Raw genomic sequence first — 12,802 nt, forward strand, 5'->3', positions numbered from 1 at the left:
GATTTATTAAAATGAATAATTCAGTAACTTTGATAGATTCAAAATTCCTTCATCATGAAAAAAGTAAAATTCACAGTAGCTATTGATGCTCCAAGAGAAAAAGTATGGAATGTGTTGTGGAACGATGACACGTATAAAAAATGGACTTCGGTTTTCAGTGAAGGATCCAAAGCGGTTTCCGATTGGAAAGAAGGTTCTAAAATACATTTTCTGGACGCGAACAACAACGGAATGTACAGCATGATAAGCAAGTATGTTGACAATGAAACCATGAATTTTACGCACATCGGCAACATTAAAAATGGAGAGGAACAACCGCAGGACGAAACCACGCAAAGCTGGTCGGGTTGTACGGAAAACTATTTGCTGACTGACGCCAGTGGAGGAACATTGCTTTCGGTTGAAATGGACATGACAGAAGAATTCATCAATTATTTCAATGAAAAATTTCCTCTGGCTTTGGATTTTGTGAAAAAACTTGCAGAGGCGTGAATAAATAACTCAGAATTCGCTAAACTGTACTAAAAAGATTATTTTCGTATTGAATAAAAAATTCATTTCATGAAGAAAATCTTTACTCTTGTATTTCTTGTAAGTTTTTGGACTTTGATGGCTATCAATACGACAAAAGTAACCTGCCCTACTGTTACCGCAACACCTTTGTCTGAAACGCTGTGCAGTGGACAAACAACCAATATCCAACTTAGCAGTAATGTAGCCAACACGACTTACTCTTGGAATGTTATACCGTCCGGTGTTTCGGGCTGCTTTAGTGGTTCCGGAAATTCAATTAATCAAACGTTAACTACTACAGGATTTTCCTCTGGATCTGTCACTTACATAATTACTCCCTATGCAGATGCCTGTACAGGCGTTTCAATCACAGTTAGTATTACCGTAGACCCAAGACCTGAAATTTTCGCCCCAACCTTACCACAATCAATTTGTAGTGGAGAAAGTACAGGAATTTCTATTTTCAGTGCAATCCCCGGGACAACCTTCACATGGAATATCGTTCAAAACGGAGTAACCGGTGCAATGGCCGGAAGCAGCAGTACGTATCCATTACACATTAGTGACATTTTAACCACCACGGGAAATACTTCAGGCACGGCAATCTACACAATAATACCATCTCTTAACGGATGTTCCGGAAATCCGGTAACCATAACATTAACTGTTAATCCTCTACCGGATATTAATATACCAGACGGACTTATTTGCATGGATGAATCCACAAACACTGTCCTTACTCCTTATGTATTAGACACCAGCTTATCAACTTCTGATTATATTTTTCAATGGTATTTTAACGGAAACCTTATTCCTGAAGCAGAAAACAGTACGTATTCGGCTGATAGTGCCGGAGACTATCGGGTTATCGCCACGAATACAACAACAGAATGCACGTCAACAGCAACTACCAATGTAATTGAATCTTACCCCGCACAATCTGCAAGTGCAACCTATGAGGAACAGTTCGACGGCAATTATACCGTAACCGTAACAACAAATGGAAGCGGAACTTATTTATATCAGATGGATGCCGGAGTATTACAAACCTCAAATGTATTTACTGGTGTTCTTTTCGGACAACATGCGATTCATGTAACGGACAGCAATGGTTGCTCCGACCTGATGCTAAATCTTGATTTACCTGAAATCATTCAGCAGGATTTAGCCATCAGTCCAAACCCGGTGACCGACATTTTAACGATCAATAACGATCAAATCATTACTAAAGTCATCGCTCTGAATCACTTGGGACAACTTGTTTTTGAAAAAGAATCCAACAGCAAAAACGTGCAGATCGATTTATCGGTCTTAAATGCCGGAATCTATTTCATAATCATTGATTCCGACAAAACAGAGACCCTTAAAATTGTGAAAAACTAGAAATCATCTTTCATACAAATACAAAAAGCTTCAATAGTATTGGAGCTTTTTTTGTTCCGATCACTTTCCCAATCCACATTTCCGATTTTTAAGATTAACAAACTTTTAGCAATACTGCTTTGAAATTTTCAGTAAAATTGCTTGATATATCAAACAATTAAAAATGAAGAGAATAATTATATCAACAGCCTTTTTATTTGCAGTCGTTACAGGATTGGCGCAGACAAAACCCAGAGCACGCGATTTGGGAGTCCCGCTCCAAGGAACTCCCGGAAAAAACAATGCCATCACTGATGTGCCCGGCCTCGAAGTAGGCTACAAAACCATAGTTGAAGGTAGCGGGAAATTGGAACCGGGAAAAGGTCCGATTCGCACAGGAGTTACCGTGATTCTTCCCAAAGGAAAAACAGCAAAAAGCTACCCTGCCGCCTGGTACAGTTTAAACGGCGACGGTGAAATGACCGGAATCCCAAACATTGAAGATTACGGATTAGGGTATGGTCCTATCGGAATTACAAACACGAACAGTGTGGGGACGGTTAGGGATGCCATCGGAGAATGGAGTTACAGGAAATTTTCGGAAGGCGATTTCATTGATTTTTCCTTCGGATTGCCAATTGTGGCCGAAACTTGGGACGGATTACTAAATGACATCAACGGTTTTCACGTAAAAAAAGAACACGTTTGGGAAGCACTGGACAATGCAAAAACAGGCCCGATTCAGGAAGGTAACGTGGGTGGCGGAACCGGAATGGCGCTCTATCATTTTAAAGGCGGTAACGGAACGGCTTCCAGGACGTTTACCATCGACGGCAAACAATACACGCTGGGGGTTTTCATTCAGGCCAATTTTGGTGGAAGATCAGATCTGATGATATCCGGAGTACCTGTCGGAAAGGAAATCAAAGACTACAAACCCATTTTCAATAATCCGAAACGAAAAGACGGTTCGGCAATCGTAATCGTGGCAACCGATGCTCCGCTTCTGCCAAATCAGCTAAAACTGGTAGCAAAGCGTGTTGCCCACGGAATCGCGCGAACGGGAACTTTTTCCAATGACAGTTCGGGAGAAATCTTTTTAGCGCTTTCCACAGCCGAACCAAAAACAGATGAAAACGAAACGATGCAAACCTGGAATGTATTGCCGAAAGAAAAATTAAATCCGATTTTCAGAGCTACCGTGGAAGCTACCGAAGAAGCCATCATCAACACCTTAGTGGCTGCCGAAGACATGGAAGGCATCAATAACAATAAAATATTTGCTTTGCCTCACAGTCTTTTACAGACTATCCTGAAAAAATACAACCGCTATAAAAAATAAATAAAAAAAGCTTCAACAATGTTGAAGCTTTTTTTAAACAATTCTTCGGAATTTAAATATTCATGCGGAATTCTTCTATCACAGGATTGGCTTTTGCAAAATCCGTTTCCTGAATAAACAGTTCCACCGCCGAACCTGAAGTTCCAAAACCGGCCAGTTTTGCCGATTGGATGTTATTTTTCAAAAGCGTTTCCACTCCTGCTTCTTCAATTTTAGCCTGCAATGCCAATGCTAAAATCTCGCTCCCCGAAAACACTTTCATTAATCCCATCTTGTCTTAATTATTTATATATTCTTTAGTAGCATATTCTTTAGCGGCCAAATAACGCTCGGCATCCAAAGCAGCCATACAACCTGTTCCCGCTGCAGTTACCGCCTGACGGTATACGTGATCGGCAGCATCTCCGCCTACAAATACACCCGGAACATTTGTTTTAGCAGTACCAGGTTCATTAATAATGTAACCCGTTTCATCTAAAGTCAGATAATCTTTGAAGATATCGGTATTCGGTTTGTGACCAATGGCAACGAAAAATCCAGTCGCCGGAATTTCCTTAATTTCTCCGGTTGTCTTATTTTTTGCAAGAACACCTGTTACCACGTTTCCATCCCCTAAAACTTCTTCAGTTTCAGTATGCAAAAGAATTTCGATATTTTCTGTTTTGCGAACGCGCTCTTCCATGATTTTAGAAGCACGGAATTTTTCACTACGCACCAACATCGTTACTTTTTTACACAATTTAGATAAGTAATGTGCCTCTTCACAAGCACTGTCCCCTGCTCCAACAATCACTACTTCCTGATTTCTGTAGAAAAATCCGTCGCAAACCGCACAAGCAGAAACGCCTCCACCCATTTGCAGGTAATGTTGTTCCGAAGGCAATCCTAAATATTTTGCAGAAGCTCCTGTTGAAATAATAACTGTTTCACAGTGAATTTCTTTGGTATCATTTATCCATACTTTATGTACATCTCCGGAGAAATCGACTTTGGTTGCCCAGCCGTCACGAACGTCGGTTCCGAAGCGTTCTGCCTGCTTTTGCAACTCAATCATCATTTCCGGACCGGAAATTCCGTCCTGATAACCCGGAAAGTTTTCCACTTCATTTGTTGTTGTTAACTGACCACCCGGCTGAGTTCCCTGGTATAAAACTGGATACATGTTTGCTCTGGCAGCATAAATCGCCGCAGTATAACCTGCTGGACCAGAACCTATAATAAGACATTTGATTTTTTCTATAGTATCAGACATGATTGTATTGTGTTTTTAATATTTTCAAGTTCACAAATGTAAGTTTTAATTAAAAAAGTTCCTCAAAAAAGATATCAGATTTAACTATTCAAAAATAATTTATATTTATTTGTGAAAATATTTTGGAAATAAAATATTAGCTCTATATTTGCACCACAATTACACGGGGTGTAGCGTAGCCCGGTCATCGCGCCTGGTTTGGGACCAGGAGGTCGCAGGTTCGAATCCTGCCACCCCGACAAACAAATCCTTTCAGTTTTGCTGAAGGGATTTTTTGTTTTTAGGAAAATTCAAGCTCGCTTGAAATTTTCAAAAAACAAAAAAGACCAAAAGTTTTGCAAAAAACTTTAAAGGATTTATTTAGCAACAAACCCAAAACAGGATCATGAAATAATCCTGCAAAAAAAGAATACATTCAAAATTGAATCTTATCTAAACAAAAGAAAATCACAGAAACTTTAAACGATTTTTTTAGCATCAAACCCAAATCAGGATCATGAAATAATCCTGCAAAAAAGGAATACATTCAAAATTGAATCTTATCTAAACAAAAAAAGCATAAACTTTAAAAGGATTTATTTAGCAACAAACCCAAAACAGAATCATAAAATAGCCCTGCCGAATTAACAGATTAATTTGAGATTCGCTTTATAGCTGTATCTTTGAAAACCAATTTCAAAAACATGAAAACAAAAATGAAATACTTCATTGCTTTAGCATTTATGCTTTTCAGCATGACTGCTTCGTTCGCTCAACAAACCAAGAAAACGCAAAAAGCAATTATCAAAACCACCATTACCTGCGATCACTGCAAAGAGTGCGAAACCTGCGGACAATTATTTGAAAAAACATTGCTTCGCGAAAAAGGAATACAAATGGTTACCCTGAACGTGGAGGAAATGACCATAGAAGTCATTTTCAATTCCAAAAAAACAGATTTAACCGCAATCAGGAATGCAATCAGCAACTTAGGCTATGACGCGGACGGGGTTAAAGCCAGTCCTGAAGGTTATGAAAAACTTGACGGATGCTGCAAAGTTTAAACTATAAAATCAAATCCCTTCTGTTTCCAGAGGGGATTTTTGTTTGTATTAAATAAGACCTTTTTCATTTATAATCCGGCTCATACATTTTACTTTTGATAAAAGCGCGGATATCTTTCGGTTTGTCAACACCCGCTACTCCGCTATTAAAAATTTCTTCGGCTATTTTTTCGGCTACATTTACAGAAACCTCCAAGATATTATCTACATGCGGGTAAATTAAGCCTTTCTCAAAATCTTCATCTGATATTTGTGCTGCAACAGCTTCGGCAGCAACAATCAGCATTTCGTCGGTAATTCTTTTAGCCTCGGTTGCAAATATCGCCAGACCCATCGCCGGAAAAATAAAGACATTATTCCCTTGTCCGGGTGTAAAGGTTTTCCCCTCATACGTTACAGGGGCAAATGGGCTTCCACTTGCAAAAATGGCTTTTCCTTTACTCCACACATAAGCTTCTTCGGCAGTGCATTCAGAATGGGATGTGGGATTGGAATACGGAAAAATAACAGGCTGTTCATTTACCAGACTCATATTCTCAATAACCTGTTGGTTAAAAGCGCCTCCAACGGTACTTACACCAATAATGGCCGTGGGTTTTATTTCAAGAACAGCCTCAGCAAAATCGCTTACGAACACACTTTCGTGCGCAAAAGATTTTTGATGTTCAGCGAGGTCAGTTCTCGATTTTACGAGCAATCCGTTAACGTCAAACATCCAGATTCGCTTTAGCGCTTCCTCTTCACTTAAACCGTCTTTTTTAAATTTCTGCACCAGCATATTCGCGATTCCAAAGGCTGCTGCCCCTGCACCGAGAAAAAGAAAACGCTGCTCCCGGAACGTTTTTTTCATAAGTCGGCTAATCGCAATAAAACCAGCCGTAGCAATAGCCGCAGTCCCCTGAACATCATCATTGAAAGTACTGATTTTATATCGGTATCTGTCTAAAATCCTAATGGCATTAACTCCTGCAAAATCTTCCCATTGGATGCAGATTTTCGGAAAAACTTCATTTATTGCCACTACGAATGCATCAATAAAATCATCATATTCCTTACCTGTAACTCTTTTTTGTTTTAAACCGGAATAAAGCGGATCTTTCAAAAAAGCTTCATTATTTGTTCCTACATCCAAAACAATTGGTAAGGTATATTCCGGCGGCACTCCGGCACAACTGGTATACAGAACCAACTTCCCGATGGGAATGCCGATTCCGGAAATCCCTAAATCACCAAGTCCAAGAATACGTTCCCCGTCAGTGACTACGGTAAAGCGCACATTGTCATACGGCCAGTTTTTCAGAATTTCCTTGATACGGTCTTTCTGATTGATGGAAATAAAAAGACCTCTGGGGCGTCTTGCAATATGCCCCAATCTCTGACAGGCTTCCCCAACAGTTGGAGTATAAACCAAAGGCAGATAGACCGAAGGTTTACCGATAACCGTTCTGAAAAACAAGGTTTCATTCGTATCATACAGACTCATCAGATAAACATATTTATCGATGGGTTCATCAAAATTACCAAGTTGTTCATTCACCCGCAGCATCTGAGTTTCCAGTGTTTCTATATTATCAGGCAACAACCCTTCTAAGCCATATTCCTCCCTCTCCGCTTTTGAAAATGCTGTTCCTTTATTTGTTCGGGAGTCGCGCAATAACGAATAACCTTTTCTTTTTTCCATTTTTAAACAATATTGATGATTAAAATTATTCCAACAAGATGCTTTGGGCTTGAAGTGATTTTTAAATGAATCTTCTTTTTTAACAGTCGAAAAGAGGCTATTTGCAATCGATATTAAATAAAAAACATAGTAAATCAGGTGATTTTATAACGGAATTGACATAGTAAATTTAACGATAATATTATTTTAATCGTAAGAAAAAACATTTTTGTAGTTGATTGGATGTTTTTAAAAGACGACCACATCATATCACATTTGGATCAACTCAAATATTGATGATTCCGAAAAAAATGACGGATGTTGTAAAATTTAAACTATAAAATTAAAGTTCTCAAATCCTTTCTGTTTTCAATAGGGATTTTTTGTTTGCATTCCTTACCGATAATCGTTTTTTCAATTGATAAATTCCTATTTTTGCCAAGATAAATTAACAAACGATTTTATGCTGATTATTGGAATTGCCGGTGGCACCGGGAGCGGAAAAACAACCGTGGTTCATCAGATTATGAATGAACTTCCGGAAGCCGAGGTGGGAATCATTTCTCAGGATTCTTACTACAAAGCCACTCACAATCTGAGTTTCGACGAACGTGCGTTGATTAACTTCGACCATCCCCGGGCCATCGATTTCGAATTGCTTGTAAGTCACCTTAAAGATTTAAAGGAAGGAAAAACCATCGAACAACCGATATATTCCTTTGTTACCCACAACCGAACTGACGATACCATCGTTACCCACCCACGAAAAGTAATGATTGTGGAAGGCATCTTAATCCTTACCAATCCGGAACTGCGTGAAATGTTTGACGTTAAAGTTTTTGTTCATGCGGATTCCGATGAGCGTCTGATCCGTCGTGTAAAACGTGATATTGCCGAGCGAGGCCGTGATATGGAAGAAGTTTTAAACCGTTATCAGAACACTTTAAAACCGATGCATCAGCAATTTATCGAGCCTACCAAAGCCTTTGCCGATATCATTATTCCGAACGATAAACACAACACGGTAGCCATTGATGTGGTTCGTGCGGTAATCAATCAGCGAATCGCTTAATTTTCATATATTTAACACGATGAAAAAAGCATTTCAAAATTTAGCTATCCGCTATCCGTTTCTGAAAATCTTCGGGAACCGATATGTGTTGGTTTCGCTTTTTTTTACAATTTGGATGCTTTTTCTGGACAACTACTCCTATCTCGAACATCGCGTTTTAAATAAGGAAATCGACGAACTCGAAGACAATAAAAAATACTACCAGGACGAAATCAAAAAGGACAACAGCAATATCAAAAAGCTGAAAAACCCGGGACAGGTAGAAAAATATGCTCGCGAGAAATACTACATGAAACGCGACAACGAAGACATTTATATTATAGAATTTGAAGGTGAAGCTCCTGATGGAGGTGCTGAATAACCCAAAACACACACTATGAGCGAGAAGCTGTTTACTGAATTTGAAGGTGTTTCTTCCAAACAATGGAAAAACCAGATTCAATATGAACTGAAAGGTGCCGATTACAACGAAACACTGGTTTGGGAAAGTCCGGAAGGCATAAAAGTGCGTCCGTTTTACCATGCCGATGAAGACAAAAAAACCTTTCCGGCCAATACCGAAGCAACTAATTTTAAAATCGTACAGGATATTTTTGTACATGATTTGGACAAATCCATTGCAAGAGCGTTGGAAACTTTATCGCGAGGCGCCGAAAGTATTCGTTTTACATTAGAAAATGAATCGGTTGACATTACTAAATTACTGACTTCACTTCCGCTTGAAACGACTCCGATTTACATTTCGATGCATTTCTTATCGGAAGATTTCATTAAAAAAATTGATGAAATTGCGGCAAAACATTCGGCAACCATTCACGTTTTAGCTGATCCGATCGGACAATTCGCTAAAGACGGTAACCTGTTTTCCAACGTGGAAGGCGATTTTGCTATTTTAAATAATCTGGTAAAAAGTTGTACCAATATTCAGTTCTTAAGCATCAATGCGGCTTTGTATCAAAACGCGGGAGCCAATATGGTTCAGCAATTGGCCTACACTCTTGCCCATGCCAACGAATATTTTAATCGTATTGCCAATTTCAACCAACAAGTAACAATTAAGGTCGCTGTCGGAACGAATTATTTCTTTGAAATCGCGAAATTGAGAGCATTACGCTTATTATTCAATACCTTGGCAAAAGAATACAACAACGAAATCAGTTGTCATATCATCGCAACGCCAACCAAACGCAACAAAACCTTATACGATTATAACGTAAACATGCTTCGTACCACAACCGAATGCATGAGTGCCATTTTAGGAGGTGCCGATGCGGTTTCGAACTTGGCCTATGATGCAATTTACCATAAAGACAATGAGTTTGGCGACCGAATTTCGCGTAACCAATTACTGGTTTTAAAACACGAAAGTTATTTCGATAAGGTAAACAATCCGGCAGACGGTGCCTATTATATTGAAGTGTTAACCGAACAATTAGCAGAGAAAGCACTGATTTTATTCAAAGACATCGAAGCGAACGGTGGTTTCATTACACAATTAATCGAAGGAAACATTCAGCGAAAAATTAAGGAAAGTGCCGAAAAAGAGCAGGACTTGTTTGACAACGGTAAGGAAATCTTATTGGGGACCAACAAATATCCGAACAAAGACGACCGTATGCACCATGAATTGGAACTGTTCCCGTTCGTAAAAACCAATCCGCGTAAAACGTTAATCACACCGATTATTGAAAAACGATTGGCGGAGAAATTGGAACAGGAACGATTGGAAACGGAAAAATAGACAGCAGAAGGCAGTCCCGATAGCTATTGGGAACAGATAGCAGAAATAACGACAACAAAGAAATCGTACATTACTTCACTGAAAACCAAAAAAATATGGAAGCCATCAGACAATTCGTTACCGTAAAAAATCATCAGATAAACATCACGTTACCGGATGATTTCAATGCCGAAGAAGTAGAGGTGATTATTTTGCCGAAACACAATGATTTTCAGATTCCGCAATGGCAAGTTGATCAGGTAAGGGAAAGAACTGAAAAATATCTTAAAAACCCATCAAGCGCACAAGACATTGATGATTTTTTAAAAGAGATTGAAGGTGAATTATAACGTAAAAATTTTAGAAGAAGCCCGATTCGATTTTATAGAAAGCTTTGAATATTATAAAGAAATCAATCTTAAACTTGGTGAACAGTTTAAGAATTCCTTTAAAAGAAGTTTGAAAACCATCAAATCCAATCCTTTGCTTTTTCAAATCAGATATAACAACACGAGAGTGATTTTTGTAAAATCTTTTCCATATCTGATACATTTTAGTTTAGAAGGTGACACTATTTTAATAAAAGCTATTTTTCATACGTCCAGAGACTCCAAAATTTGGATTACAAGAAAATAAAACAATTTTTTTAGCATTTGCAAAAAATGAGAAAAGACATTCAACATATCAAATTAGAAACTTCAGAAGTTAAAAGTTCGCAATCACAAGAGCAAAACTTTGTAACCGCTGAAGGCATCGAAGTAAAACAAACCTATTCCGAAGCGGATTTGGAAGGTTTGGAACATTTAGGTTTCGGAGCCGGTTTTGCACCGAATTTACGCGGACCGTATGCTACTATGTACGTACGCCGACCTTGGACCGTGCGCCAGTATGCCGGTTTCTCCACCGCAACCGAAAGTAACGCGTTCTATCGCCGTAACCTGGCTGCCGGACAAAAAGGATTATCCGTAGCTTTTGACTTGGCAACACACCGAGGCTATGATTCCGATCACGAGCGCGTGGTTGGCGACGTTGGAAAAGCCGGAGTAGCCATCGACTCGGTGGAAGACATGAAAATCCTTTTCGATCAGATTCCATTGGGCGAGATGTCGGTTTCCATGACCATGAACGGAGCGGTATTGCCTATTATGGCGTTCTACATCGTAGCTGCCGAAGAACAGGGCGTTGATGCCAAACTACTTTCGGGTACGATTCAAAACGACATTCTAAAGGAGTTCATGGTGCGTAACACCTACATCTACCCTCCTACACCATCGATGAAAATCATTGCTGATATTTTCGACTATACCAGCAAAAAAATGCCAAAATTCAACTCGATTTCCATTTCAGGTTACCACATGCAGGAAGCCGGAGCTACCGCCGATATTGAATTGGCATATACTCTAGCCGACGGACTGGAGTACATCCGCACCGGATTGGCAGCAGGAATGAAAATCGACGAATTTGCTCCGCGTTTATCATTCTTCTGGGCGATTGGGATGAACCATTTCATGGAGATTGCCAAAATGCGCGCCGGTCGTATGCTTTGGGCAAAACTCTTGAAACAATTCGAACCGCAAGACGAGAAATCATTAGCACTACGAACACACTGCCAGACTTCCGGGTGGAGTTTAACCGAGCAGGATCCTTTCAATAACGTGGCACGTACTGCCATTGAAGCAGCAGCAGCAGCTTTCGGAGGGACACAATCCTTACACACAAATGCACTAGACGAGGCGATTGCCTTACCAACCGATTTCTCAGCGCGTATTGCCCGTAACACCCAAATTTTTTTACAGGAAGAAACCAAAATCTGTAAAACGGTTGATCCGTGGGCGGGAAGTTATTACGTGGAAAGCCTAACCAAAGAAATCGCGGATAAAGCCTGGGCTTTGATCGAAGAAGTGGAATCCTTGGGTGGTATGACCAAAGCGATTGAAGAAGGGATTCCGAAACTTAGAATTGAAGAAGCTGCAGCGCGTAAACAGGCGCGTATTGACAGCGGACAGGATATTATCGTTGGGGTGAATAAATTCCGTCTGGAAAAAGAAGACCCATTACACATTTTAGAAGTAGACAACCAAACCGTTCGTGCAGAACAGATTGAGCGACTGGAAAACATAAAAGCAACCCGAAACACCCAAAAAGTACAGGAATGTTTAGCAAAACTAACGGCTTGTGCACAAGGTGGAGAAGGTAACTTATTGGATTTAGCGGTAGATGCAGCACGTAACAGAGCCACTTTAGGTGAAATCAGTGATGCATTGGAAGCCGTTTTCGGAAGATATAAAGCACAAATCAGATCTTTTAGCGGCGTGTACAGCAAAGAAATTAAAAACGACGAAAGCTTTGAAAAAGCAAAACAGTTGGCCGACGAATTCGCAAAAAAAGAAGGCCGTCGTCCTCGTATTATGATTGCAAAAATGGGTCAGGACGGACACGATCGTGGCGCGAAAGTAGTCGCTACCGGTTATGCCGATGTAGGTTTTGACGTGGATATTGGTCCGCTTTTCCAAACCCCAGCCGAAGCAGCCAAACAAGCGGTGGAAAACGACGTACATATTTTAGGCGTTTCCTCTCTTGCCGCGGGACACAAAACGTTGGTTCCGCAGGTTATTGAAGAACTGAAAAAATACGGTCGTGAAGACATTATGGTTATTGTGGGCGGGGTGATTCCGGCGCAGGATTACCAGTATTTGTTTGACGCGGGTGCGGTAGCGGTTTTTGGTCCAGGGACTAAAATCAGTGAAGCGGCCATTACTATTCTGGAGGTTTTACTGGAAGATTAAATTATATAATGTAAAAAGAGCGGCACTTGCCGCTCTTTTTGTTTCCAACAAG

The 12,802-nt window shown here is 40.0% G+C and carries 13 protein-coding genes and 1 tRNA gene; 11 read left to right on the forward strand and 3 right to left on the reverse strand.

The features are described from left to right. The first annotated feature begins 54 nt into the window (after positions 1-54). From FLJC2902T_RS13560 to FLJC2902T_RS13570, 3 genes are all read left to right on the forward strand, one after another. Complete coding sequence (locus tag FLJC2902T_RS13560) at positions 55-492, forward strand: SRPBCC family protein (RefSeq protein WP_023580375.1); 438 nt, start codon at positions 55-57, stop codon at positions 490-492. A gap of 69 nt (positions 493-561) precedes the next feature. Continuing rightward, the gene (locus FLJC2902T_RS13565) at positions 562-1,896 is read left to right on the forward strand and encodes a PKD-like domain-containing protein (RefSeq protein WP_023580376.1); all 1,335 of its coding nucleotides are present in this window, start codon (positions 562-564) and stop codon (positions 1,894-1,896) included. A 163-nt stretch (positions 1,897-2,059) separates the two neighbouring features. Next, positions 2,060-3,217 (forward strand): DmpA family aminopeptidase, encoded by a 1,158-nt coding sequence (locus FLJC2902T_RS13570; RefSeq protein ID WP_023580377.1) that lies wholly within the window; start codon positions 2,060-2,062, stop codon positions 3,215-3,217. Between the two features lie 52 nt (positions 3,218-3,269). Here FLJC2902T_RS13570 and FLJC2902T_RS13575 read toward each other — a convergent pair whose 3' ends face one another. Beyond that, on the reverse strand, positions 3,270-3,488 hold the full coding sequence (locus FLJC2902T_RS13575) for a putative signal transducing protein (protein ID WP_023580378.1): 219 nt from the start codon (positions 3,486-3,488) through the stop codon (positions 3,270-3,272). A 6-nt stretch (positions 3,489-3,494) separates the two neighbouring features. Further along, positions 3,495-4,469 (reverse strand): thioredoxin-disulfide reductase, encoded by a 975-nt coding sequence (trxB, locus tag FLJC2902T_RS13580; RefSeq protein ID WP_023580379.1) that lies wholly within the window; start codon positions 4,467-4,469, stop codon positions 3,495-3,497. Positions 4,470-4,633: 164 nt separating this feature from the next. Between trxB and FLJC2902T_RS13585 the strand changes: the two genes are divergently transcribed. Next, positions 4,634-4,708, forward strand: a tRNA-Pro gene (locus FLJC2902T_RS13585). Between the two features lie 456 nt (positions 4,709-5,164). Continuing rightward, a complete protein-coding gene (locus FLJC2902T_RS15945; RefSeq protein ID WP_162147693.1) occupies positions 5,165-5,512 on the forward strand; it encodes a heavy-metal-associated domain-containing protein in 348 nt (115 codons plus the stop codon). Between the two features lie 64 nt (positions 5,513-5,576). Here FLJC2902T_RS15945 and FLJC2902T_RS13595 read toward each other — a convergent pair whose 3' ends face one another. Beyond that, positions 5,577-7,193: an NAD-dependent malic enzyme gene (locus FLJC2902T_RS13595; protein ID WP_023580382.1), complete on the reverse strand. Its 1,617-nt coding sequence runs from the start codon at positions 7,191-7,193 to the stop codon at positions 5,577-5,579. Between the two features lie 442 nt (positions 7,194-7,635). Here FLJC2902T_RS13595 and udk point away from each other — a divergent pair, with 442 nt between their 5' ends. The 6 genes from udk to scpA all read left to right on the forward strand — a co-directional run bounded on the left by udk (position 7,636) and on the right by scpA (position 12,750). After that, a complete protein-coding gene (udk, locus tag FLJC2902T_RS13600) occupies positions 7,636-8,244 on the forward strand; it encodes a uridine kinase (RefSeq protein ID WP_023580384.1) in 609 nt (202 codons plus the stop codon). Positions 8,245-8,263: 19 nt separating this feature from the next. After that, positions 8,264-8,605, forward strand: coding sequence for an FtsB family cell division protein (locus FLJC2902T_RS13605; protein WP_023580385.1), 342 nt, complete (start codon positions 8,264-8,266; stop codon positions 8,603-8,605). A 15-nt stretch (positions 8,606-8,620) separates the two neighbouring features. Continuing rightward, complete coding sequence (locus FLJC2902T_RS13610; RefSeq protein WP_023580386.1) at positions 8,621-9,985, forward strand: methylmalonyl-CoA mutase subunit beta; 1,365 nt, start codon at positions 8,621-8,623, stop codon at positions 9,983-9,985. A 95-nt stretch (positions 9,986-10,080) separates the two neighbouring features. Continuing rightward, complete coding sequence (locus tag FLJC2902T_RS13615) at positions 10,081-10,314, forward strand: hypothetical protein (RefSeq protein ID WP_155958914.1); 234 nt, start codon at positions 10,081-10,083, stop codon at positions 10,312-10,314. Further along, complete coding sequence (locus FLJC2902T_RS16625) at positions 10,304-10,600, forward strand: type II toxin-antitoxin system RelE/ParE family toxin (RefSeq protein ID WP_023580387.1); 297 nt, start codon at positions 10,304-10,306, stop codon at positions 10,598-10,600. The genes FLJC2902T_RS13615 and FLJC2902T_RS16625 overlap by 11 nt, the downstream gene beginning before the upstream one ends. A 26-nt stretch (positions 10,601-10,626) precedes the next feature. Next, entirely contained in the window at positions 10,627-12,750 is a 2,124-nt protein-coding gene (gene scpA, locus FLJC2902T_RS13625; protein ID WP_023580388.1) for a methylmalonyl-CoA mutase, read from the forward strand. Positions 12,751-12,802 lie beyond the last annotated feature (52 nt).

Source organism: Flavobacterium limnosediminis JC2902, assembly GCF_000498535.1.
Lineage (GTDB): Bacteria > Bacteroidota > Bacteroidia > Flavobacteriales > Flavobacteriaceae > Flavobacterium > Flavobacterium limnosediminis.